Source organism: Pseudomonas sp. NFPP02 (genome assembly GCF_900119355.1).
GTDB classification, from domain to species: domain Bacteria; phylum Pseudomonadota; class Gammaproteobacteria; order Pseudomonadales; family Pseudomonadaceae; genus Aquipseudomonas; species Aquipseudomonas paracarnis.
Map to the genome: position 1 here is coordinate 253,572 of NZ_FPJI01000003.1, position 21,889 is coordinate 275,460.

General features: G+C 62.0%; 21 protein-coding genes and 1 pseudogene. 14 read left to right on the forward strand and 8 right to left on the reverse strand.

The genetic code is table 11. From position 1 onward, the window contains the following. Nucleotides 1-50: 50 nt before the first annotated feature. From BT204_RS07220 to BT204_RS07230, 3 genes are read right to left on the reverse strand one after another with little or no spacing between them, the layout of a single operon-like run. Nucleotides 51-857 carry a sulfite exporter TauE/SafE family protein gene (locus BT204_RS07220; protein WP_034127968.1) on the reverse strand — a complete coding sequence of 269 codons (807 nt, stop codon included), beginning with the start codon at nucleotides 855-857 and terminating at the stop codon, nucleotides 51-53. Next, nucleotides 858-2,102, reverse strand: coding sequence for an NAD(P)/FAD-dependent oxidoreductase (locus tag BT204_RS07225; RefSeq protein WP_057974961.1), 1,245 nt, complete (start codon nucleotides 2,100-2,102; stop codon nucleotides 858-860). 51 nt (nucleotides 2,103-2,153) lie between these two features. Next, nucleotides 2,154-2,489, reverse strand: coding sequence for an ArsR/SmtB family transcription factor (locus BT204_RS07230; RefSeq protein ID WP_057974962.1), 336 nt, complete (start codon nucleotides 2,487-2,489; stop codon nucleotides 2,154-2,156). A gap of 94 nt (nucleotides 2,490-2,583) precedes the next feature. Between BT204_RS07230 and BT204_RS07235 the strand changes: the two genes are divergently transcribed. Beyond that, on the forward strand, nucleotides 2,584-3,447 hold the full coding sequence (locus BT204_RS07235) for an MBL fold metallo-hydrolase (RefSeq protein ID WP_072446136.1): 864 nt from the start codon (nucleotides 2,584-2,586) through the stop codon (nucleotides 3,445-3,447). Between the two features lie 576 nt (nucleotides 3,448-4,023). Here the strand turns inward: BT204_RS07235 and bkdR are convergent. Continuing rightward, nucleotides 4,024-4,512 (reverse strand): Bkd operon transcriptional regulator BkdR, encoded by a 489-nt coding sequence (gene bkdR, locus BT204_RS07245; protein WP_072446142.1) that lies wholly within the window; start codon nucleotides 4,510-4,512, stop codon nucleotides 4,024-4,026. 195 nt (nucleotides 4,513-4,707) lie between these two features. On the opposite strand from bkdR, the gene BT204_RS07250 reads away from it, so the two are divergent. The 6 genes and pseudogenes from BT204_RS07250 (at nucleotide 4,708) to BT204_RS07270 (ending at nucleotide 10,866) form a co-directional block, all read left to right on the forward strand. Then, nucleotides 4,708-5,943, forward strand: a complete 1,236-nt coding sequence (locus BT204_RS07250; RefSeq protein ID WP_054898243.1) for a 3-methyl-2-oxobutanoate dehydrogenase (2-methylpropanoyl-transferring) subunit alpha — start codon at nucleotides 4,708-4,710, stop codon at nucleotides 5,941-5,943. A gap of 1 nt (nucleotide 5,944) precedes the next feature. After that, the gene (locus BT204_RS07255) at nucleotides 5,945-7,003 is read left to right on the forward strand and encodes an alpha-ketoacid dehydrogenase subunit beta (protein WP_005789444.1); all 1,059 of its coding nucleotides are present in this window, start codon (nucleotides 5,945-5,947) and stop codon (nucleotides 7,001-7,003) included. Beyond that, nucleotides 7,004-8,269: a dihydrolipoamide acetyltransferase family protein gene (locus BT204_RS07260; protein WP_072446145.1), complete on the forward strand. Its 1,266-nt coding sequence runs from the start codon at nucleotides 7,004-7,006 to the stop codon at nucleotides 8,267-8,269. A gap of 4 nt (nucleotides 8,270-8,273) precedes the next feature. After that, nucleotides 8,274-9,653, forward strand: a complete 1,380-nt coding sequence (lpdA, locus tag BT204_RS07265) for a dihydrolipoyl dehydrogenase (RefSeq protein WP_072446147.1) — start codon at nucleotides 8,274-8,276, stop codon at nucleotides 9,651-9,653. 25 nt (nucleotides 9,654-9,678) lie between these two features. Then, nucleotides 9,679-9,765 (forward strand): annotated as a pseudogene (locus BT204_RS28080) (outer membrane lipoprotein carrier protein LolA); the annotation flags it as partial. 81 nt (nucleotides 9,766-9,846) lie between these two features. Next, nucleotides 9,847-10,866, forward strand: coding sequence for a branched-chain amino acid aminotransferase (locus BT204_RS07270; protein WP_003192309.1), 1,020 nt, complete (start codon nucleotides 9,847-9,849; stop codon nucleotides 10,864-10,866). Between the two features lie 168 nt (nucleotides 10,867-11,034). Here the strand turns inward: BT204_RS07270 and BT204_RS07275 are convergent, their stop codons facing one another. Further along, nucleotides 11,035-11,928, reverse strand: coding sequence for a GNAT family acetyltransferase (locus BT204_RS07275; protein WP_072446150.1), 894 nt, complete (start codon nucleotides 11,926-11,928; stop codon nucleotides 11,035-11,037). 223 nt (nucleotides 11,929-12,151) lie between these two features. Here BT204_RS07275 and BT204_RS07280 point away from each other — a divergent pair, with 223 nt between their 5' ends. From BT204_RS07280 to BT204_RS07310, 7 genes are all read left to right on the forward strand, one after another. Continuing rightward, nucleotides 12,152-13,078: a citrulline utilization hydrolase CtlX gene (locus BT204_RS07280; protein WP_057974965.1), complete on the forward strand. Its 927-nt coding sequence runs from the start codon at nucleotides 12,152-12,154 to the stop codon at nucleotides 13,076-13,078. Nucleotides 13,079-13,089: 11 nt separating this feature from the next. Beyond that, on the forward strand, nucleotides 13,090-14,136 hold the full coding sequence (locus tag BT204_RS07285) for an ornithine cyclodeaminase (RefSeq protein ID WP_072446153.1): 1,047 nt from the start codon (nucleotides 13,090-13,092) through the stop codon (nucleotides 14,134-14,136). Nucleotides 14,137-14,363: 227 nt separating this feature from the next. Then, nucleotides 14,364-15,143, forward strand: coding sequence for an ABC transporter substrate-binding protein (locus BT204_RS07290; RefSeq protein WP_032896457.1), 780 nt, complete (start codon nucleotides 14,364-14,366; stop codon nucleotides 15,141-15,143). Nucleotides 15,144-15,319: 176 nt separating this feature from the next. Next, nucleotides 15,320-16,021, forward strand: coding sequence for an ABC transporter permease (locus BT204_RS07295; protein WP_072446155.1), 702 nt, complete (start codon nucleotides 15,320-15,322; stop codon nucleotides 16,019-16,021). Continuing rightward, nucleotides 16,018-16,731, forward strand: a complete 714-nt coding sequence (locus tag BT204_RS07300; RefSeq protein WP_054897441.1) for an ABC transporter permease — start codon at nucleotides 16,018-16,020, stop codon at nucleotides 16,729-16,731. The genes BT204_RS07295 and BT204_RS07300 overlap by 4 nt, the downstream gene beginning before the upstream one ends. Before the next feature lie 3 nt (nucleotides 16,732-16,734). Continuing rightward, nucleotides 16,735-17,565: an ABC transporter ATP-binding protein gene (locus BT204_RS07305; RefSeq protein ID WP_003192318.1), complete on the forward strand. Its 831-nt coding sequence runs from the start codon at nucleotides 16,735-16,737 to the stop codon at nucleotides 17,563-17,565. A 4-nt stretch (nucleotides 17,566-17,569) separates the two neighbouring features. Further along, complete coding sequence (locus tag BT204_RS07310) at nucleotides 17,570-18,067, forward strand: Lrp/AsnC family transcriptional regulator (RefSeq protein ID WP_003192319.1); 498 nt, start codon at nucleotides 17,570-17,572, stop codon at nucleotides 18,065-18,067. A gap of 127 nt (nucleotides 18,068-18,194) precedes the next feature. Here the strand turns inward: BT204_RS07310 and BT204_RS07315 are convergent, their stop codons facing one another. The 3 genes from BT204_RS07315 to BT204_RS07325 form a co-directional block, all read right to left on the reverse strand. Next, nucleotides 18,195-19,076 carry a TIGR03915 family putative DNA repair protein gene (locus tag BT204_RS07315; RefSeq protein WP_072446157.1) on the reverse strand — a complete coding sequence of 294 codons (882 nt, stop codon included), beginning with the start codon at nucleotides 19,074-19,076 and terminating at the stop codon, nucleotides 18,195-18,197. Next, on the reverse strand, nucleotides 19,073-20,293 hold the full coding sequence (locus tag BT204_RS07320) for a putative DNA modification/repair radical SAM protein (protein ID WP_014719028.1): 1,221 nt from the start codon (nucleotides 20,291-20,293) through the stop codon (nucleotides 19,073-19,075). The genes BT204_RS07315 and BT204_RS07320 overlap by 4 nt, the downstream gene beginning before the upstream one ends. A 187-nt stretch (nucleotides 20,294-20,480) precedes the next feature. Then, nucleotides 20,481-21,818 carry a lysine N(6)-hydroxylase/L-ornithine N(5)-oxygenase family protein gene (locus BT204_RS07325; RefSeq protein WP_072446159.1) on the reverse strand — a complete coding sequence of 446 codons (1,338 nt, stop codon included), beginning with the start codon at nucleotides 21,816-21,818 and terminating at the stop codon, nucleotides 20,481-20,483. Between the last annotated feature and the right edge of the window lie 71 nt (nucleotides 21,819-21,889).

Sequence of the window (21,889 nt, forward strand, 5' to 3'; positions counted from 1 at the left end):
GGAGGTTCCTGACCAAGTACAAGATTTCGTGACAGCGCACAGGTACAGCGTCAGAGCAACGCGCTGGCTAGCATCCCAATCGCCACCACTCCACACAGGCTGGCGAACCCCACTTGCAACACCCGCGCGGGGATCACCGAACACAACCGCCTTCCCGCCAACATGCCGACGACGCTCGCACCAATAAACACCCAGCCCACCGGCTCGATGCTCACGCCCGCATGAAACGCACCGGCCACGCCGATCAGCGACAGCAGGCTGACCACCATTAACGACGTGGCGACGATCCCGCGCATCTGCACGTCGGTCAGTTGCTTGAACGCCGGCACGATCAGGAAGCCGCCGCCCACGCCCAGCAAACCTGAAACGGCGCCGGTCACCGCTCCCAACGCCGCCAGGGTGGCGCTGCATTTGGCGGTCCAGGCCAGGCGACCGGTCTGCTGGTTGAGCATGCAGTTTTTCTGGCCCCACGACGCCGCACCATGGTCACTCGGCCCGGCCTCGCGCTTTTCCCGTTGCAGCATGCGCCAGGCCACCAGCACCATCAGCGCACTGAACAGCCCCATTAGCACCGGTTCCGACAGTTGGTGGGCGACAAACACGCCCAACGGCGAAAACAGCGCGCCGAGCAAGGCGATCAGTAACGCCGCACGGTAACGCACCAAGCCATGACGCAAGCCATCAATGGCACCAACCGCTGCCGCTGCGCCCACCGCCAGCAACGACACCGGCGCGGCCTGGGTCATGGTCAAGCCCAGCCCCAGCACCAGCGCCGGCACCCCAAGGATGCCGCCGCCCGCGCCAGTCAGGCCCATGACCAGGCCCATCAATACACCCAACACACTGGCCAGCAGCATTCAGTCCACCTTGCTCAGACGGGTCAGCCACTCGCGGCCCTTGAGCATGCCGTTCCAGTAGAACCACGGCAGCAGCGTGGCCTTGAGGAACCACATCGAACGGCGTGCTTGCGTGGGATCGAGGGGAAAGGTCGGCAGCAACGTGCCGCCGTAGCCAAACTCGGCAAGCACCACCTTGCCCTTCTCCACCGTCAGAGGGCAGGAACCATAGCCGTCATATTTGAGCGGCAAAGGTGCCTGCTTGCGCAGGGCCAGCAGGTTTTCGGCCACCACCACAATTTGCTTGCGCACCGCTGCCGCCGTCTTGGCGTTGGTGGTGCCGCACACATCGCCCAGGCCGAAGATATGCGGGTAGCGCAGGTGTTGCAGGCTATGGGGGTTCACTTCGCACCAGCCGGCGGCGTCGGCCAGTGAGCTCTGGCGGATAAAGTCCGGGGACAACTGCGGCGGTACGACGTGGAGCATGTCGAAGGTTTTCTCTTCGACCGTCGCGTTGCCTTCGGCGTCTTTGACTTCAAACCAGGCTTTGCGCGCCGGGCCGTCGACTTTCACCAGGTTGGAGTTGAACGCCAGGCGAGCGTTGTATTTTTCGACGTACTTCATCAGCGGCGGCACAAAGGTTGGCACACCGAACAACGCCGCACCGGCCAGGTTGAACTCGACGTCGATGTGTTTGAGGTCGCCCTGCTTGAGCCAGTGGTCGCAGGACAGGTACAGGGCTTTTTGCGGCGCGCCGGCACATTTGATCGGCATCGCCGGCTGGGTGAACAACGCCTTGCCACCCTTGAGCTGCTGCACCAACTGCCAGGTGTACGCGGCATGCTCGTAGCTGTAGTTGGACGTGACACCGTGCTGGCCGAGGGTGTCCTGCAGGCCTTCGATTTTTTCCCAGGCCAGGCGCAGGCCAGGGCAGACGATAAGGTTCTTCCAGGTGACGCGCTGGCCGCTGTCGAGCACCAGGGTTTGCTCGTCGGGCAGCACTTCGCTGACGGCGGCCTGTACCCAGCTCACACCGTTGGGCAGCACCTCGGCCAGAGGCCTACGGGTCTTTTGCAGGTCGTAGGCACCGCCGCCGACGAGGGTCCAGGCCGGTTGGTAGCAGTGGTAGTCGTTAGGTTCGATGAGGGTGATGTTCAGCTGCGGGTCGCGCTTGAGCAGGCTGGCCAGCAGGCCGATGCCTGCCGAGCCGCCGCCGATGACTACGATATCGCCACTGATGGTGGGTCCCCAGTGTTGTTCGGTCATTGTCTACTGCCTTTTTGAGTCAATGCACACAAGGGTCGCTGCCGGATGGCGTCACGCCCAGCTTTTTATGACCGCGCCGCAATACAGCCCGGACAGGGTTTTCATCACTTGAATCACTTCGTGGCTGGCCAACCCGTAGAAAATGTATTTGCCTTCCCGACGGGTGGCGACCAGCCCTTCATCGCGCAGGATGCCCAACTGTTGTGACAGGGTGGGCTGGCGTACGCCGGTCAGGGCTTCCAGCTCGCCGACGTTGCGCTCGCCCTGGGTCAACTGGCACAGGATCAACAAACGGTCTTCGTTGGCCAGGGCCTTGAGCAAGGCACAGGCCTTGGACGCCGATTCACGCAACTGGGCGACTTCGCCCTCACTCAACGTAGATTCCATTTGCCTCGGGTCCTTTATGTCACTTAAGCTCAAAACATTATGTGTAAACGTAAACTGATTGTAACCACTTTTTTCTTCAGCAGAGACAGCCGCCATGCCAGCGTTGATTCAAGCCTTTCTGGATGACGCATCGTCGACCTACACCTATATCGTCTATGAGGCCGATGGCGGCCCCTGCGCCATCGTCGACTCGGTGCTCAATTACGACCCGGCTTCGGGGCGCACCGATACGGCACAAGCCGACAAGGTGATTGCCTTTGTGCGCGAGCATGGCCTGCACGTGCAGTGGCTGCTGGAAACCCACGCCCATGCCGACCACCTGTCCGCCGCGCCCTACCTGCGTCGCACCTTGGGCGGCAAGATCGCGATAGGCGAATCGATCAGCAAGGTGCAGGGCGTGTTCAAGAACCTGTTCAACCTCGAGCCGGAATTTCGCGTGGACGGCTCGCAGTTCGATCACCTGTTTGCGCCGGATGAAATCTTTCATATCGGCAACTTGAAGGCCCAGGCGTTGCACGTGCCTGGACACACCCCCGCCGACATGGCCTATTTGATCGACGGCCGCTTGATCCTGGTGGGCGACACCCTGTTCATGCCCGACGTCGGCACCGCGCGCTGCGACTTCCCCGGCGGCGATGCGCGGCAGTTGTATGCGTCGATGCGCAAGCTGTTGGCGTTCCCTTCGGACACCAAGTTGTACGTGTGTCATGACTACCCGCCCGAGGGTCGAGAGGCCAAGTGCCAGACCACCGTGGCGGAACAACGAGCGGGGAATATTCATGTGCATGATGGCGTGGATGAAGCGGCGTTTGTACAGATGCGCACCCAGCGTGATGCTGGATTGGGCATGCCAACGTTGTTGCTGCCGGCGATCCAGGTGAATGTGCGGGCTGGAAATATGCCGCCGGCAGAAGAGAACGGCGTGACGTACCTGAAAATCCCCCTCAACCAACTTTAGAAGCACCGATCCCCTGTGGGAGCTGGCTTGCCTGCGATAGCCATAGGCATCTACACAACTTTTTAGGCTGTCGCAGCAAACGGTAACCACGATGCGAAGCGAGCCGCTCTTGATCTGCTTTTGATCTTAGGCGCCCCGTTAAACCACGCTGGCCGGAATTCGACAGGGATTTGGGGGGTAAACCGGCAGGGATGCCGGTTTAGCCGCCCCGCGCCATGGATGGCGCGTGGCGGCGGCCCCCCAAATCACTGGCGGATTACGGGCACACCGAGCCTAAGCGAGGTGCCGAGTGGTGGGGCAAGAGCGCTTTGCTTACTTTCGCGCTTTTCGAAAGTGAGCCGCCGTCAGGGCGGAACCCTAAGTGGCCGTTACCGCAGGAATGGATATGTACACAATCCAGCTGCATTGACTGTGAGGCCGTCTTCGCAGGCAAGCCAGCTCCCACAGTTGGATCGTTAGGGTGTCAGGTAGGTAGTCGTCGGCTGTCAGGCCGCCATCGCAGGCAAGCCAGCTCCCACAGTTGGATCGCGGGGTGCCGTCATCACAGGCAAGCCCCACATTTTGTCCCGTGTTGAATCAGGAACCGAGGCTGATGCCGTTGGCCGGCAACGGCAGTGCGGTTTTGTAGCGCACTTGCTTCAAGGCAAAGCTGGAGCGAATGTTCGCCACCCCAGGCACCTTGGTCAAAAAGTCCATCATAAAGCGCTCCAGCGACTGGATCGTGGGCACCAACACGCGGATCAAATAGTCCGGGTCACCGGCCATCAGGTAGCACTCCATCACCTCAGGCCGATCCGAGATCGCCCCTTCGAATTGCTGCAGCGCCAGCTCGTTCTGTTTTTCCAGGCTCACGTGGATGAACACATTGACGTGCAGCCCCAGCAGATCAGCATCCAGCAGCGTAACCTGCTCACGAATCAACCCCAGTTCTTCCATCGACTTGACCCGGTTGAAACACGGCGTAGGCGACAGGTTGACCGAGCGAGCCAGGTCGGCATTGGTGATGCGGGCATTCTCTTGCAGGGCGTTGAGAATGCCGATATCGGTACGGTCCAGTTTGCGCATGAGACAAAATCACCTGTTTATTATGTTTATGCAGTTTTTTTATCCGCAAATGGCCGGCGACGCAATGAAACAGAGATAAATATTCTTCTACGCCACGCCTATGATTGTTGTAGGACAAGATTTCTTCTACCCGAAGACTGACTGTCAGCTAGCGCGCCCACTACAAGAAATTCACAAGATAGAGCGTAGAAAGCCATGACCCAGCCGTATGCACCGCTGCGCCTGCACGTTCCCGAACCCTCGGGCCGCCCAGGCTGCAAGACCGACTTCACCTACCTGCGTTTGACCGACGCCGGCCTGGTACGCAAACCCGCCATCGACGTAGAACCGGCCGACACCGCCGACCTGGCCAAGGGCCTGATCCGCGTGCTCGACGATCAGGGCCAGGCCCTGGGCCCGTGGGCCGAAGGCGTCTCCACCGAGATCATGCGCAAAGGCATGCGCGCCATGCTCAAGACGCGCATTTTCGACAACCGTATGGTGGTCGCCCAGCGTCAGAAAAAAATGTCGTTCTACATGCAAAGCCTTGGCGAAGAAGCCATCGGCAGCGCCCAGGCCCTGGCCTTGAACATCGACGACATGTGCTTCCCCACCTATCGCCAGCAAAGCATCCTGATGGCCCGCGAGGTGCCGCTGGTGGACCTGATCTGCCAACTGCTGTCCAACGAGCGCGACCCGCTCAAGGGCCGCCAATTGCCGATCATGTATTCGGTCAAGGAGGCGGGCTTCTTCACTATTTCCGGCAACCTTGCCACCCAATTCGTCCAGGGCGTGGGCTGGGGCATGGCCTCGGCGATCAAGGGCGATACCAAGATCGCCTCGGCCTGGATCGGCGACGGCGCCACCGCTGAATCGGACTTCCACACCGCCCTCACCTTCGCCCACGTGTACCGCGCGCCGGTGATCCTCAACGTGGTCAACAACCAGTGGGCGATCTCCACCTTCCAGGCCATCGCTGGCGGTGAAGCCACCACCTTCGCCGGACGCGGTGTGGGTTGCGGCATCGCTTCCCTACGCGTGGACGGCAACGACTTTATCGCCGTGTACGCCGCCTCGGCCTGGGCTGCCGAGCGTGCGCGCCGCAACCTGGGGCCCACCCTGATCGAGTGGGTCACCTACCGCGCCGGCCCGCATTCCACCTCCGATGACCCATCCAAATATCGCCCCGCCGATGACTGGAGCCACTTCCCCCTGGGCGACCCGATTGCCCGCCTCAAGCAGCACCTGATCAAGATTGGCCAATGGTCCGAAGAGGAACATGCGGCGGTCAGTGCCGAACTTGAAGCCGAAGTGGTCAAGGCGCAGAAGGAAGCCGAACAGTACGGCACCCTGGCCGGTGGCCAGATTCCAAGCGCCGCGACCATGTTCGAGGATGTCTATAAAGAGATGCCGGAGCACTTGAAGCGCCAGCGTCAAGAGCTGGGGGTGTGACATGAACGACCACAACAACAGTATCGAACTGGAAACCGCCATGACCACCACCACCATGACCATGATCCAGGCCCTGCGCTCGGCCATGGATGTGATGCTTGAGCGTGACGACAACGTGGTGGTGTTCGGCCAGGACGTCGGTTACTTCGGCGGCGTGTTCCGTTGCACCGAAGGCTTGCAGACCAAGTACGGCAGCTCGCGGGTGTTTGACGCCCCGATCTCGGAAAGCGGCATCGTCGGCGTGGCCGTGGGCATGGGCGCCTATGGCTTGCGCCCAGTGGCGGAAATCCAGTTCGCCGACTACGTCTACCCCGCCACCGACCAGATCATTTCCGAAGCGGCGCGCCTGCGTTATCGCTCGGCCGGCCAGTTCACCGCGCCCTTGACCATGCGTATGCCTTGCGGCGGCGGCATCTATGGCGGCCAGACCCACAGCCAGAGTATCGAAGCGGTGTTCACCCAGGTCTGCGGCCTGCGCACGGTGATGCCGTCCAACCCCTACGACGCCAAGGGCCTGCTGATCGCCTCCATTGAGAACGATGACCCGGTGATCTTCCTGGAGCCCAAGCGCCTGTACAACGGCCCGTTCGACGGCCACCACGACCGCCCGGTGACGCCGTGGTCCAAACACCCCCAAGCCCAGGTGCCGGACGGTTACTACACCGTGCCCCTGGACGTAGCCGCCATCGTGCGCCCAGGCTCGGCCGTGACCGTGCTGACCTATGGCACCACCGTGTATGTGTCGCAAGTCGCCGCTGAAGAAACCGGCATCGACGCCGAGGTCATCGACCTGCGCAGCCTGTGGCCGCTGGACCTGGAGACCATCGTCAAGTCGGTGAAAAAGACCGGCCGTTGCGTGGTGGTGCATGAGGCCACGCGCACCTGCGGCTTTGGTGCCGAGTTGGTCTCGCTGGTGCAAGAGCATTGCTTCCACCACCTGGAAGCGCCGATCGAACGCGTCACTGGTTGGGACACTCCCTACCCGCACGCGCAGGAGTGGGCGTATTTCCCAGGGCCGTCCCGAGTGGGCGCGGCGTTGAAACGGGTCATGGAGGTCTGAATGGGCACGCACGTTATCAAGATGCCGGACATTGGCGAAGGCATCGCGGAAGTTGAATTATCGGTATGGCATGTAAAGGTCGGCGACCTGGTGGTTGAAGACCAGGTGCTGGCGGATGTGATGACCGACAAGGCGATGGTGGATATTCCCTCGCCGGTCCACGGCAAGGTGATTTCCCTCGGCGGCGAGCCGGGTGAGGTCATGGCAGTGGGCAGCATTTTGATCAGCATTGAAGTGGAAGGCGCAGGCAATACCAAGGATATGCCGGAGGTTGCCGAGCCGGCGAAGGCCGCGCCACCTGTGGCCGAAGCCAAACCGGTACAGGCGCCGGTAGAAAGCAAGCCCGCTGCAGTAGTGAAAGCGCCGCAAGCGCCCGTGGCCCGTGAAGCCAGCGAACGCCCATTGGCCTCGCCGGCCGTGCGCAAACACGCGCTGGATGCCGGGATTCAACTGCGCCTGGTCCAGGGCACAGGGCCTGCGGGCCGGATTCTGCATGAAGACCTGGAGGCTTACTTGCGCCAGGGCCCGACAACGGGCGCCAGCGCCGCCAACCCGTATGCCGAGCGCACTGACGAACACCAGATCCCGGTGATCGGCATGCGCCGCAAGATCGCCCAGCGCATGCAGGACGCCACCCGGCGCGCCGCGCATTTCAGCTACGTGGAAGAAATCGACGTCACCGCCCTCGACGAGTTGCGCGTGCATCTCAACGAGAAGCACGGTGCGACACGCGGCAAGCTGACCTTGCTGCCGTTTATCGTGCGGGCCATGGTGGTAGCCTTGCGCGACTTCCCGCAGATCAATGCGCGTTACGACGACGAAGCCCAGGTCATCACTCGCCTTGGTGCCGTGCACGTGGGCGTCGCCACCCAGAGCGACGTGGGCCTGATGGTGCCGGTGGTGCGCCACGCCGAAGCCCGCAGCCTGTGGGGCACTGCCGAAGAAATTGTGCGTTTGGCCAATGCCGCACGCACAGGCAAGGCCAGCCGTGAAGAGCTGTCCGGTTCGACCATTACCCTGACCAGCCTTGGCGCCCTGGGCGGCATCGTCAGTACGCCAGTGCTGAACCTGCCGGAAGTGGCCATCGTCGGCGTCAACCGTATCGTTGAGCGGCCGATGGTGATCAAGGGCCAGATCGTGGTGCGCAAGATGATGAACCTCTCCAGCTCTTTCGATCACCGCGTGGTCGATGGCATGGACGCGGCGCAATTCATCCAGGCCATTCGCGGCCTGCTCGAACAACCCGCCAGCCTGTTCCTGGAGTAAGGGCATGACTCAGACATTGCACACCACGCTGCTGATTATCGGCGGCGGCCCCGGCGGTTATGTCGCGGCGATTCGCGCAGGCCAACTGGGCATCCCCACCATTCTGGTGGAAGGCCAGGCGCTGGGCGGCACCTGCCTGAACATTGGCTGCATTCCCTCCAAGGCGCTGATCCATGTGGCCGAGCAGTTCCAGCAAACCGTGCACCATAGCCAGGGCTCGCAGTTGGGCATTGAGGTGGATGTACCGACTTTGGACATCCGCAAGAGCGTGGAATGGAAAGACGGCATCGTTGACCGCCTGACCACCGGCGTCGCCGCACTGCTGAAAAAACACAAGGTGCAGGTGATCCATGGCTGGGCCAAAGTCATCGACGGCAAGACCGTCGAGGTGGGCGAGCAACGCATCCAGTGCGAACACCTGCTGCTGGCCACCGGCTCGACAAGCGTCAACCTGCCGATGCTGCCGATTGGCGGGCCGATTATCTCCTCCACCGAAGCCCTGGCACCGACCCATGTACCCAAACGTTTGATCGTGGTGGGCGGTGGTTATATCGGCCTGGAACTGGGGATTGCCTACCGCAAGCTGGGTGCCGACGTCAGCGTGGTCGAGGCCCAGGCGCACATCCTGCCGGCCTACGACGCCGAGCTGACCCTGCCGGTGGCTGAATCCCTGAAGAAACTCGGCATGAAGCTGTACCTGGAACACAGCGTCACCGGCTTTGCCGACAACAAGCTGCAAGTACGTGCACCCAATGGCGACACCCTGGCGCTGGACACCGACCAGGTGCTGGTCGCCGTGGGGCGCAAACCCAACACCCAGGGTTGGAACCTCGAAGCGCTGAACCTGGACATGAACGGCGCGGCGATCAAGATCGACAGCCGCTGCCAGACCAGCATGCGCAACGTGTATGCCATCGGCGACCTCAGTGGCGAGCCGATGCTGGCGCACCGGGCCATGGCCCAGGGCGAAATGGTTGCCGAACTGATCAGCGGCAAGGCCCGCGAATTCAACCCGGCGGCAATTCCGGCGGTGTGCTTTACCGACCCGGAACTGGTGGTGGTCGGCAAGACCCCGGACGAGGCCAAGGCTGCTGGCCTGGATTGCATTGTGTCGAGCTTCCCGTTCGCCGCCAATGGCCGGGCCATGACGCTGGAGTCCAAAGCCGGCTTCGTGCGGGTGGTGGCGCGGCGTGACAATCACTTGATTGTTGGCTGGCAAGCGGTGGGGGCTGGGGTTTCGGAACTCTCCACTGCGTTTGGCCTGAGCCTGGAAATGGGCGCGCGTCTGGAGGATGTGGCCGGCACCATTCATGCCCATCCGACCCTGGGTGAAGCGGTGCAGGAAGCGGCGTTGCGGGCATTGGGGCACGCGTTGCACCTGTAAAAACACAACCCCTGTAGGAGCGAGCTTGCTCGCGAAAATCGCCAACGATAACGCGGGCCACCCAGTTAAACGCGGCGTCCTTGCGTTCTTCGCGAGCAAGCTCGCTCCTACAGGGGATGCGAACAGCCCTGTGAATGCAGTATTGTTCGCCCATCCAGAAAAAAATCCGACTTGACCAGAGATAGAGGGTGTCATGGGTAACGAGAGCATCAATTGGGACAAGCTGGGTTTTGACTACATCAAGACCGACAAGCGGTTTCTCCAGGTCTGGAAGAACGGCGAATGGCAAGCTGGCACCCTGACCGACGACAATGTGCTGCACATCAGCGAGGGCTCCACTGCCCTGCATTATGGCCAGCAATGCTTCGAGGGTCTGAAGGCCTACCGTTGCAAGGACGGTTCGATCAACCTGTTCCGCCCGGACCAGAACGCCGCCCGCATGCAGCGCAGCTGTGGCCGCCTGCTGATGCCACAAGTGCCGACCGACGCGTTCATCGACGCCTGCAAACAAGTGGTCAAGGCCAACGAGCGCTTCATCCCGCCGTACGGCAGTGGCGGCGCGCTGTACCTGCGCCCGTTCGTGATCGGCACCGGTGACAACATCGGCGTGCGTACCGCGCCGGAATTCATCTTCTCGGTGTTCTGCATCCCGGTCGGTGCCTACTTCAAGGGCGGCCTGGTGCCGCACAACTTCCAGATCTCCGGCTACGACCGCGCCGCGCCGCAAGGCACCGGTGCCGCCAAGGTCGGTGGCAACTACGCCGCCAGCCTGATGCCGGGTTCGGAAGCGAAGAAATCCGGCTTCGCCGACGCGATCTACCTGGACCCGATGACCCACTCGAAAATCGAAGAAGTCGGCTCGGCCAACTTCTTCGGCATCACCCACGACAACCAGTTCATCACGCCGAAGTCGCCTTCGGTATTGCCGGGCATCACCCGCCTGTCGCTGATCGAACTGGCCCAGACCCGCCTGGGCCTGGAAGTGGTAGAAGGCGAAGTGTTCATCGACAAGCTGGACCAATTCAAGGAAGCCGGCGCCTGCGGTACCGCTGCCGTGATCTCGCCTATTGGCGGCATCCAGTACAACGGCAAGCTGCACGTGTTCCACAGCGAGACCGAAGTCGGCCCGATCACCCAGAAGCTCTACAAAGAGCTGACCGGTGTGCAGACCGGTGACGTGGAAGCGCCAGCGGGTTGGATCGTCAAGGTCTGACAGCCACAAAAGCCAGCGACACCACAAAACCCTGTGGGAGCTGGCTGGTTGATCGTTCCCACGCTCCGCTTGATCGTTCCCAGGCGGCATTCCCACGCAGAGCGTGGGAACGATCAAAGGCCTATCGCTATCGCAGGCAAGCCAGCTCCCACACTGGTTTCTGCACCTTCATGAGCGTGGCGTAATATTCTCGGCAATCTTCTTGCCCATACTGATCCTCGGCTCCACCCCATACCCCAACGCCTCATAAAACCCCACCACCACGTCATTGCCGCCGGTGATCTGCAGGTTGATTTTCATGCAACCCAGCGCTGTCAACGCCTGTTCGGCATAGCGCACCAGCGACGACCCCAGGCCATGGCGCCGATAGTCGGTATGCACCGCCACCGAATACAACCAGCCACGATGCCCGTCATAGCCGGCGAGGATGGTACCGATCACGGCTTTGTTGTCGGTGGCAACGAAGAACAACCCGTCATTGACCGCCAGTTTCTTATCAATCGCCAGGCTCGGCAGGTTATGCGCGGTGTCATAGCCAAACGCCTGCTGCCATAACTCAATCACCTGGGCACGGTGTTGACGGTCGCGATACGGCCCGATGGGGTGGCGGGACAACAGCGCCTTTTCCATCACCAACGTGCGCTCGTTGCCGTGGTACACGTCACGCACGTTGTGAAAACCCAGCTTGGCGTAGAAGGCTTGCGCCGTCAGCGAGGACGGCACGCTCAGCACCGTCACGCCGGCTTCACGGGCGCGCAGCTCGATCTCGATCATCAACAATCGGCCAATGCCCTGCCCTTGCAGCGCCGGGTTGACGAACACCGAGCGCACCACGTTGCCGTCCAGTGCGGCCGTAGCAACGATCAGTTGATCCTGAGTCGCCACCAACACCACACGCCGCTGGAGTAACGCCATTACCGCGTCGGGGGTGAAGTTGCTGGCAACCCGCGCAATCACATCTGCTGGGTAATCACGTGCGTTGCTGCTGTGCAGCGCAGCCAGGATGACCTGGCTGATGCCCTCGGCATCTGAAGGTTGGGCAAGGCGAACAGCGGTAGACATGGTTCCTCCTGGCTGACACAACGATAACAATCACCACAATACCAATGTGGGAGCTGGCTTGCCTGCTCCCACAGGTTGATCGTATTTCAATCTGACAGCCGATTCGGCTGCGCCACCCCCGTTTTCAGCTTTCTTGGCTGAGCCACCCCGCTGTTTCAGCCGGGATCCTTTCCCCGCAACGCACACAATAGCGGCACAAGATCCCCAACGGACCCGTGCCCCCATGCAAACCACCAACACCGTCCTGATGATCCGCCCGGCGCGCTTTGCCTTCAACCCGGATACCGCGATCAACAACCGTTTCCAACGCCCGCCGCTGGACCCGCTCAGTGCACAGCACAAAGCGCTGGAGGAGTTCGACGGTTATGTCGACACCCTGCGCCAGCATGGCGTGGAGGTGCTGGTGGTGCAGGACACGCCGGCGCCTCATACGCCCGACTCGATCTTCCCCAACAACTGGTGGAGCAGCCATGCCGACGGCAGCCTGGTGCTCTACCCCATGGAAGGCCAGAACCGCCGACTGGAGCGCAACAAGGGCGTGCTGCAAGTACTGGAGCAACGCTTTGCGATCAACACCACCATCGACCTCAGCCACCTGGAACAACAGAACATCTTCCTGGAAGGCACCGGCAGCATGGTGCTCGACCGCCAGCACCGCATCAGCTACGCGTGCCATTCGGGGCGCACCCACCACGCGGCCCTGCGCCAGTTTGCCGAACGCCTCGACTACCAACTCTGTGTGTTCCACGCCCTGGACCGTCACCAGGCCCCCATCTACCACAGCAACGTGATGATGAGCGTTGGCCGCGACCTCGCGGTGGTGTGCCTGCAGGCCCTGCCCGACGACAGCGAGCGCCTGGCCCTGGAACGCTCCCTGCGTGACACCGGCAAGGACATCCTCAGCCTGGACTTCGACCAGTTGGAAGCCTTCGCCGGCAACATGCTGGAGGTCCACGACCGGGACGGCCAGCCATTGCTGGTGATGTCCGCCAGTGCCTGGGGCGCCCTGCATCCGGCGCAGCGTCAGCATGTGGAACGCCATACGCGGCCGGTGGTGGTGAATATCGACAACATCGAACGCATCGGCGGCGGCAGTGCCCGCTGCATGCTGGCCGAAGTGCATCTGCCGGCCCGTCCCTCATTTCAATAAGGAGTCCTGCCATGACCCGTTATATCGACGTCAACGACCTCAGCTACCTGGTATCGCAAAAAGGCCTGCAAACCTGTATCACCGAGATGGCCGACTACATTCGCGCCGACTACCTGCGCTGGCAGGATTTCGAAAAGTGCGCGCGCCTGGCCAACCACTCACCGGATGGCGTGATCGAGCTGATGCCGGTGTCCGACGCTTCGCTGTACGCCTTCAAGTACGTCAACGGCCACCCGAAAAACACCCTGGCCGGCATGCTCACCGTGATGGCGTTCGGCGCCTTGGGCGACGTCGACACCGGCAAACCGGTGCTGCTGGCGGAGATGACCCTGACCACTGCGATCCGCACCGCTGCCACCTCGGCCCTGGTCGCCCGCTCCCTGGCCCGCGCCAACAGCCGCAGCATGGCGCTGATCGGCAACGGCTGCCAAAGCGAATTCCAGGCTCTGGCCTTCCACGCCATGCTTGGCATTACTGAAATCCGCCTGTTCGACATCGACCCCCAGGCCACCGCCAAGCTCGCCGCCAACCTCAAGGCGTTCCCGGCGATCAAGGTGATCCTGGCCGCCAGCGTCGCCGAGGCAGTCAAAGGCGCGGACATTGTCACCACCGTGACTGCAGACAAGGCCTACGCCACCATCCTGACTGACGAGATGATCGAGCCAGGCATGCACCTCAATGCCGTGGGCGGTGACTGCCCGGGCAAGACCGAGCTGGACCGCCGTATCGTCGAGCGCGCCAGGGTGATCGTCGAGTACGAACCGCAAAGCCGCATCGAAGGCGAAATCCAGCACATGCCGGAAGATTCGCCGGTCACCGAGCTGTGGCAAGTGATCAACGGCCAACAGCCGGGCCGCGAGAATGAACGCCAGATCACCCTGTTCGACTCGGTGGGTTTTGCTATCGAAGACTACTCGGCCCTGCGCTATGTACTGGACGTGGCCAAGGCCCTGGATGTGGGCAGCGAGCTGGAGCTGGTGCCAGACCTGGCCGACCCGAAAGACCTGTTTGCACGCCTGGCCCAGCAACCTGTGGTACAGCATAAAAAGCGCGCCTGAAACCGCTCTGGCTTGCCGCTTTGCGCCCAGGGCAGGCCAGATTCGGGTGGGTTGAAAGCCGATTTTGCCGGTGTCACAGCCGATTCCGCTGCATTGCCTGTTTTAACAGCGCAATTTGCGCTTTGCGCAGGGGGTAAACGACACAAAAAACGCACCATCATGAAGCATTCTCTGCTCCCAGTTATTCACTGCCCCTGACATCAATTACAAAATATAGGGACCAACACATGACTCCTCTGCGATCACTCTTCGCTGCGTTGCTGTTGCCACTGTGCGCCACTGCTGCCCACGCCCAGGACTGGAAAGAAATCCGGTTTGGCGTGTTCCCCGAATACCCGCCCTTCGAATCCGTCGCCGCCGACGGCAGCCTGCAAGGTTTCGATATCGAACTGGGCAACGCCATCTGCGCCAAGCTCGAAGTGAAATGCACCTGGGTGCACAACGAATTCGACGGCATGATCCCGGCCCTGCGTGCGCGCAAGTTCGACGCGATCATGTCCTCCATGGCCGTGACCCCGGCCCGCGAGAAAGTCATCGACTTCACCGACCGCCTGTTCCTCAGCCCCACCTCGGTGATCACCCGCAAAAACGCCACCTTCGGTGACACCCCCGAGTCGCTGAACGGCAAGCAGGTTGGCGTGCTGCAAGGCTCGTTGCAGGAAGCCTATGCCCGCGCGCACCTGGCCAAGCTCGGTGCACAGATCAAGGCGTACCAGTCCCAGGAACAGAACTACGCCGACCTGCAAAACGGCCGCCTCGACGCCACCCTGACGGACAAACTCGAAGCCCAGCTCAACTTCCTGTCCAAGCCCGAAGGCGCCGACTTCAAGACCGGCCCGGCCTTCAAGGACCCGACCCTGCCTCTGGACATCGCCATGGGCCTGCGCAAGAACGACCAGGCGTTGCGTGAGCTGATCAACAAGGGCATCGCCGCCGTCCAGGCCGATGGCACCTACGCCCAGATCCAGAAGAAATACTTCGGCGATCAGGACATCTACAACGAGTAACCGGCAACCGTGCCCCTGTGGGAGCGGGCGTGTTGTGGCGAGGGAGCTTGCTCCCGCTGGGGTGCGAAGCGCCCCCAAAAAGCCGGCTCCAGCTGCGCTGTCGAACGGGAGCAAGCTCCCTCGCCACAACAAGCAGTTCCCACAGTAAATCCGTGCACTCCTTCGAGATCTTCCCCATGAACGACCTCCTCAACCTGCAAGGCTACGGCCCCATGCTGGCCCAGGGTGCCTGGATGACGCTCAAGCTGGCGCTCCTCGCCCTGGCCCTGAGCCTTACCCTTGGCCTGGTCGCCGCGGGCGCCAAACTCTCCAGCGCCAAATGGCTGCGCGTGCCGGCCACGCTCTACACCACGTTGATCCGCAGCGTGCCGGACTTGGTGCTGATCCTGCTGATCTTCTACAGCCTGCAACTGTGGCTCAACGACCTGACCGAAGCGTTCGGCTGGGACTACGTTGAAATCGACCCGTTTACCGCCGGGGTGATCACCCTGGGGTTTATCTACGGCGCGTATTTCACCGAGAACTTCCGGGGTGCGATCCTCAGCGTGCCGGCCGGCCAACTGGAAGCCGCCACCGCCTACGGCCTGAGCCGCTGGCAGCGCTTTCACCTGGTGCTGTTCCCGCAACTGATGCGCTTTGCCCTGCCGGGCCTGGGCAATAACTGGCTGGTGCTGCTCAAGTCCACGGCGCTGGTGTCGATCATCGGCCTGTCAGACCTGGTCAAGGCCGCGCAGAACGCCGGCAAGTCCACCAGCGAGCCGCTGTACTTCCTGATCCTCGCGGGCCTGGTGTACCTGGTGATTACCACCCTCTCCAACCGCATCTTCAAGCGCCTGGAACGGCGCTATAACCTGGGCATCAAGGGGATGGCGCGATGATCGAATTGTTCCAGCAATACGGCCTGGCCTACCTGTTCAGCGATGGCAGCGGCCTGTCCGGTGTCGCCATGACCTTGTGGCTGTTCATTATCTCGGTGGTACTGGGCTTCGCCCTGTCGATCCCCCTGGCGCTGGCACGCGTCTCAGAGCATTTCTGGCTGCGCTGGCCGGTGGAGGTCTACACCTACCTGTTCCGCGGCACGCCGCTGTATATCCAACTGCTGATTTGCTACACCGGGCTGTACAGCCTGGAAGTGGTGCAGGACAACGCCCTGCTCAACCAGTTTTTCCGCAATGCGCTGAACTGCACGCTGTTGGCGTTTGTGCTCAACACCTGCGCCTACACCGTGGAAATCTTCGCCGGGGCAATCCGCAACATTCCCCATGGCGAGATCGAAGCGGCACGCGCCTATGGCCTGCACGGCTGGCGGCTGAACCTGTTTGTGATCGTGCCCGCAGCATTGCGTCGCGCCCTGCCGGCCTACAGCAATGAAATGATCCTGATGCTGCACGCCACGTCGCTGGCGTTCACCGCCACCGTCGCCGACATCCTCAAGGTCGCCCGCGATGCGAATGCCGAGACGTTCCTGACCTTCCAGGCTTTCGGCATCGCCGCCCTGCTTTACATGCTGCTGTCCTTTGCACTGGTGGGCCTGTTCAGGCTGGCCGAACGTCGCTGGATGCGCTTTCTTGTTCCTACCCGAGGCTAACCCATGAATCAGTCCGCGCAGGCCCTGGCCGCTTATCCAATGGATGTACCCGTCGGCAACACCGCCACGGCGGCCATCAAGCTGCAAGTCGAAGGTATCCATAAACGCTACGGCGAACACGAAGTGCTCAAGGGCGTGTCCCTCAACGCACGCCAGGGCGATGTGATCAGCTTGATCGGCGCCAGCGGTTCGGGCAAAAGCACGATGCTGCGGTGCATCAATTTTCTGGAACAGCCTGACGCCGGGGTGATCACCCTGGACGGCATCAGCATCGAAATGCAACCAGGCCGCGCCGGCACCCGCGCGCCGCACCAGGCGCAACTGCAAAACCTGCGCACGCGCCTGGCCATGGTGTTCCAGCACTTCAACCTGTGGAGCCACATGACCGTGCTGGAAAACATCACCATGGCCCCGCGCCGGGTGCTGAACGTGAGCGCCGCCGAAGCCGAGAAACGTGCGCGGCTGTACCTGGACAAGGTCGGCCTGCCGAGCCGCGTGGCGGACCAATATCCGGCGTTCCTGTCCGGTGGCCAGCAGCAGCGGGTGGCGATTGCGCGAGCGCTGGCGATGGAGCCGGAGATCATCCTGTTTGATGAACCCACCTCGGCCCTGGACCCGGAGCTTGTAGGAGAAGTGCTTAAAGTCATACAGACGTTGGCCGAGGAAGGTCGTACCATGCTGATGGTCACCCACGAAATGGGCTTTGCCCGCCAGGTGTCCAGCCAAGTACTGTTCCTGCACCAGGGCCGAGTCGAAGAACACGGCGGCGCCGAGATCCTCGACCATCCCACCAGCGAACGCTTGCAGCAATTTCTTTCCAACCGTTTGAAGTGAACTCATGGATACCAAGGCCAACGGACCCCATTCTTCCCCTACGCTGGATCGCATCGACGAAGCGATCATCGACGTACTCAGGCATCAGGGGCGTATCACCTACGAAAAGCTCTCGTCATTGGTGCACCTCACCCCCAGGCCCTGCCTGGAGCGGGTGCGCAAGCTGGAGCGACGCGGGGTGATCCGTGGGTATGGGGCGATCATCGATGTGCAGATGGTCTCACCGGGGCTGTCGCTGCTGGTGCTGGTGGCCCTGTCCAACCAAAGCGGGCGCTCGGCGCAAAAGGCCTTCGAAGCCTGCGTGAAAGCCTGCCCGCAGGTATTCGAATGCCAGTTGATCAGCGGGCCGTTCGACTACAGCCTGCGCATGCGCTGCCGGGATATGGAGCATTACCGGGTGCTGACCGAGACCTGGTTGAACAATGATGAGTTGCACATTGATAAGCTGGTGGCGCATCCGGAGTTGGCGGTGGTCAAGAACACCGCGACCGAACTGGCCTGAACCAGCTAGCTCGTTCCCACACTCTGCGTGGGAATGCATCCAATGACGCTCCGCGTCACAACTTCAAGAGCAGACGCGGAGCGTCCAGGGTGGCGTTCCCACGCAGAGCGTGGGAACGATCAATCAGTCACCCCACATCTGACGGGTCGACCGCTATCGCAGGCAAGCCAGCTCCCACATTGACCGGGTTTGCAATTCTTTTGCCTGGCTTGGCACCCACCAGCTTCGCCTGCCCATCCTTCTGCTTGCCCGTACGCGCCTCGCTGATCAGCCCCGGGATCAACTTGCCCTCCGGCAAATTCTTCCAGAAGCGGCTGGGTAAATGCCCTTCCATCACCTTGGGGTTCAGCCGCGCCGGGTTGAAGATGTGGCTGTAGTAGGTCAACCACATCGCACTGTGGGGATCTTCAACATTCTGCGCCAGTTGCTGCCAGGCCTCGGGGCACTGGCGCTGATGAATCAATTGCTCGCCGTTGTAATACACCCCGTCCAGGGGCGTGGCGATCATCCAGCGATGGCGGCCCATGCGCCCGATAAAATGCTCGCTGGCGCTCTTGAGAATGTCATGGGCCGGCTCATGCCAGGCCACGTACTCCGGCAGTTCCGGCCCGGCCCCGTCCGGCAGCGCGATGAAGCGCACAAACGCATGCAAGTGGTGGGCTTCCCGGCTGACTTGCTTGATGCGCCGCTGCAATTCGCTGCCCAGCTTGTCACCCGCGAGCATGGCCGTGCGATCACCATGGCTGACCCGCCACAGCACTTCATACAACAGGCTCCAGCGCTGATCACCGTGATAACAGGCAGCGGACTCCAGCAATTGCAACAACGCCTTGGGTATGCGCGCCTGAAACGGCCCCAACCCTGGTGGGATAGGTTCATCGGTAGCAAACAGGTCCGCCGCCTGCACCTCGCCCCAACTGACCTGGCTGGGGTCGACCTGATGGCTGAGCAACCAGCGGGCCTGTTCGCGCCAGGTGCTGAACAGGTTGTCGCACTCCAGGCTGATCATCCCCACAGCCCCATCTGTTGCGGCTGCGGACGGTCACGCAATTGTTCGCGCAACAACACACTGGTGCTGTCGGCCTGCTGCGGGTGGTAGTCGCTGGTGATGAAAAACGGCTTGGCCTTGGCCAGCACGCAGCGCATGCGCGCCAGGTCTTCGAAGCGGATCTTGCGTTCACGGCGCAGGTCGACCAGGCGCTGGGTGGTGCGCAGGCCGATGCCGGGGATACGTGCGATCAGGGTCGGCTCGGCGCGGTTCAGGTCCAGGGGGAACACCTCGCGATGCTCCAGGGCCCAGGCCAGCTTGGGGTCGATATCCAGTGCCAGGTCACCGGGGCCGGCGAACAGCTCATTGGCGCTGAAACCGTAGCTGCGCAGCAGGAAATCAGCCTGGTACAAGCGGTGCTCGCGCATCAAGGGCGGCGCGGCCAGGGGTACGCTTTTCGGGCTGTTGGGGATGGGGCTGAACGCCGAGTAATACACGCGGCGCAGCTTGAAATTACCGTACAACGCCTCGGCACCGTGCAGGATGGTGCTGTCGTCGGTGTCGTCGGCACCGACGATCATCTGCGTGCTCTGCCCGGCCGGAGCGAAACGTGGCGCGCGGGGTTCGTTGAGCACCGTCTGTTCGCCGGTGTAGATGGTCTGCATGGCCTGCTTGATCGAGCCGATCTGCTTCTCGGGCGCCAGGGTCTGCAGGCTGGCGTCGGTGGGCAGTTCGATATTCACGCTGAGGCGATCGGCATAACGGCCAGCCTCGGCGATCAGGGCCGGGTCGGCATCGGGGATGGTCTTGAGGTGGATATAACCGCGAAAGTCATGCTCTTCGCGCAGCAGTTTGGCGACCCGCACCAGTTGCTCCATGGTGTAGTCCGACGAACGGATGATGCCGGAACTGAGGAACAGCCCACTGACGCAATTGCGCTTGTAGAAATCCAGGGTCAGGGTGACCACCTCCTCCGGGCTGAAGCGCGCACGGGGCACGTCGCTGGAGCGGCGGTTGACGCAGTATTGGCAGTCGTAGAGGCAGAAGTTGGTGAGCAACACCTTGAGCAACGACACGCAACGGCCATCGGGCGTGTAGCTGTGGCAGATGCCCATGCCATTGGTGGAACCCAGCCCCGCCTTGCCCTCGGAACTGCGCTTGGGCGCGCCACTGCTGGCGCAGGACGCGTCGTACTTGGCGGCGTCGGCGAGGATGCTGAGTTTTTCGATCAACTGCATGGAGGGCTACCGATACTGGTTTTTTGTACAGTACCAATAGCCACACTTTGTCACAAGTGCCGTCTGTAGGAGCGAGCTCTTGTGGCGAGGGAGCTTGCTCCCGCTGGGCTGCGAAGCGGCCCCAAAAGCTTGCGGGCGCTGCGCCCCCGAACGGGAGCAAGCTCCCTCGCCACAATAAGGGGATCGGTCAGCTGGCGGTTGCCAGCAGCAAGTCCTGCACCGAACGCGCCTTGCCACGGTGATGGTCCAGCGCATACAACGACGCCGCAATCTCATCCGCCCGAATCGGCAGCACCGACAGCAAGGTATCGCTCAAGCCATGGCTGGCCTGGCTGAAGCCCTGGATGTAGATGCCAGCCTTGCAGCGCTCGTCGGTGACGATGCGGTAGTCGCGGGCCACTTCAAAGTCGCCCATGTAGGCTTGCAGCGGCGCCAGCAGTTCACGGTGCATCTGGCGCTCGTAGCCGGTGGCCAGGATTACCGCGTCGTAATGGTTGAGGCTGTTTTCGCCGGTGGCGCTATTGCGCAGGGCCAGTTCGATACCCAGCGGGCCTGGGGTGGCCTTCTCCACTACGGTCAGGGTGCGGAACGCCTGGCGGGCGATGCCGGAGACTTTCTGGCGGTAGAAAATCCCGTAGATTCGCTCGATCAGGTCCAGGTCCACTACCGAGTAGTTGGTGTTCTGGTATTCGGCGACCAAACGCTCACGCTCGGCACCGACTTGCTGGAACACCAGGTCAGTAAAGGCCGGCGAGAACACTTCGTTGACGAACGGGCTGTCGTCGGCCGGTTTGAGCGCCGAACCGCGCAGGATCATGTCGACCTGCACCGACGGGAAGCTGTCATTGAGGTCGATAAAAGCTTCTGCCGCGCTCTGGCCGCCGCCGATCACGGCGATGCGCATCGGCTTGCCGTCTACGCACGGCTGGCTGGCCATGCGCTCCAGGTACTGGGAATGGTGAAACACCCGGCTATCGCCCTTGAGCGCCTTGAATGCCTCGGGGATGCGCGGTGTGCCGCCGGCGCTGACCACCACCGAACGGGTGGTGCGCACATGCTGCTCGCCTTGGGCATCACGGGAGATCACGCGCAACGCCTCGACCTGTTGCTGATGCAGGATCGGCTCGATGGCCAGCACTTCCTCGCCGTAGTTGGCCTGGGCCTGGAACTGCCCCGCCACCCAGCGCAGGTAGTCGTTGTACTCCATGCGGCAAGGGTAAAAGGTGCCCAGGTTGATGAAGTCCACCAGGCGGTCGTGGGCCTTGAGGTAGTTGACGAAGGAGTACGGGCTGGTGGGGTTGCGCAGGGTCACCAGGTCCTTGAGGAACGAAATCTGCAGTTCACTCTGGGTCACCAGGGTATTGCCGTGCCAGCGGTAGTCGGCTTGTTTGTCGAGAAACAGCACGTCCAGCTTGCCCTGGGCCTTTTCACGCTCCTGCAGGGCGATGGCCAGCGCCAGGTTCGAAGGGCCGAAACCGATCCCGATCAGGTCATGAACCGCGGGCGAAGCAATTGCCTGTGTCATTCCAGTGTCCTCTGGATAAGCCCCATGGCGGTGGGGCGGGAATACCTTCATGGCCTGAACAACAGGCCGTG

Excerpts from the sequence above, each read along its gene's own strand:
- BT204_RS07310 (WP_003192319.1), top strand. The coding sequence starts at position 17,570 with ATGGATACCAAGGCCAACGGACCCCATTCTTCCCCTACGCTGGATCGC.
- bkdR (WP_072446142.1), bottom strand. The coding sequence starts at position 4,512 with ATGCGCAAACTGGACCGTACCGATATCGGCATTCTCAACGCCCTGCAA.
- BT204_RS07250 (WP_054898243.1), top strand. The coding sequence starts at position 4,708 with ATGACCCAGCCGTATGCACCGCTGCGCCTGCACGTTCCCGAACCCTCG.
- BT204_RS07260 (WP_072446145.1), top strand. The coding sequence starts at position 7,004 with ATGGGCACGCACGTTATCAAGATGCCGGACATTGGCGAAGGCATCGCG.
- BT204_RS07255 (WP_005789444.1), top strand. The coding sequence starts at position 5,945 with ATGAACGACCACAACAACAGTATCGAACTGGAAACCGCCATGACCACC.
- BT204_RS07300 (WP_054897441.1), top strand. The coding sequence starts at position 16,018 with ATGATCGAATTGTTCCAGCAATACGGCCTGGCCTACCTGTTCAGCGAT.
- BT204_RS07275 (WP_072446150.1), bottom strand. The coding sequence starts at position 11,928 with ATGTCTACCGCTGTTCGCCTTGCCCAACCTTCAGATGCCGAGGGCATC.
- BT204_RS07280 (WP_057974965.1), top strand. The coding sequence starts at position 12,152 with ATGCAAACCACCAACACCGTCCTGATGATCCGCCCGGCGCGCTTTGCC.
- BT204_RS07315 (WP_072446157.1), bottom strand. The coding sequence starts at position 19,076 with ATGATCAGCCTGGAGTGCGACAACCTGTTCAGCACCTGGCGCGAACAG.
- BT204_RS07225 (WP_057974961.1), bottom strand. The coding sequence starts at position 2,102 with ATGACCGAACAACACTGGGGACCCACCATCAGTGGCGATATCGTAGTC.
- BT204_RS07305 (WP_003192318.1), top strand. The coding sequence starts at position 16,735 with ATGAATCAGTCCGCGCAGGCCCTGGCCGCTTATCCAATGGATGTACCC.
- BT204_RS07290 (WP_032896457.1), top strand. The coding sequence starts at position 14,364 with ATGACTCCTCTGCGATCACTCTTCGCTGCGTTGCTGTTGCCACTGTGC.
- BT204_RS07320 (WP_014719028.1), bottom strand. The coding sequence starts at position 20,293 with ATGCAGTTGATCGAAAAACTCAGCATCCTCGCCGACGCCGCCAAGTAC.
- lpdA (WP_072446147.1), top strand. The coding sequence starts at position 8,274 with ATGACTCAGACATTGCACACCACGCTGCTGATTATCGGCGGCGGCCCC.
- BT204_RS07325 (WP_072446159.1), bottom strand. The coding sequence starts at position 21,818 with ATGACACAGGCAATTGCTTCGCCCGCGGTTCATGACCTGATCGGGATC.
- BT204_RS07220 (WP_034127968.1), bottom strand. The coding sequence starts at position 857 with ATGCTGCTGGCCAGTGTGTTGGGTGTATTGATGGGCCTGGTCATGGGC.
- BT204_RS07285 (WP_072446153.1), top strand. The coding sequence starts at position 13,090 with ATGACCCGTTATATCGACGTCAACGACCTCAGCTACCTGGTATCGCAA.
- BT204_RS07230 (WP_057974962.1), bottom strand. The coding sequence starts at position 2,489 with ATGGAATCTACGTTGAGTGAGGGCGAAGTCGCCCAGTTGCGTGAATCG.
- BT204_RS07235 (WP_072446136.1), top strand. The coding sequence starts at position 2,584 with ATGCCAGCGTTGATTCAAGCCTTTCTGGATGACGCATCGTCGACCTAC.
- BT204_RS07295 (WP_072446155.1), top strand. The coding sequence starts at position 15,320 with ATGAACGACCTCCTCAACCTGCAAGGCTACGGCCCCATGCTGGCCCAG.
- BT204_RS07270 (WP_003192309.1), top strand. The coding sequence starts at position 9,847 with ATGGGTAACGAGAGCATCAATTGGGACAAGCTGGGTTTTGACTACATC.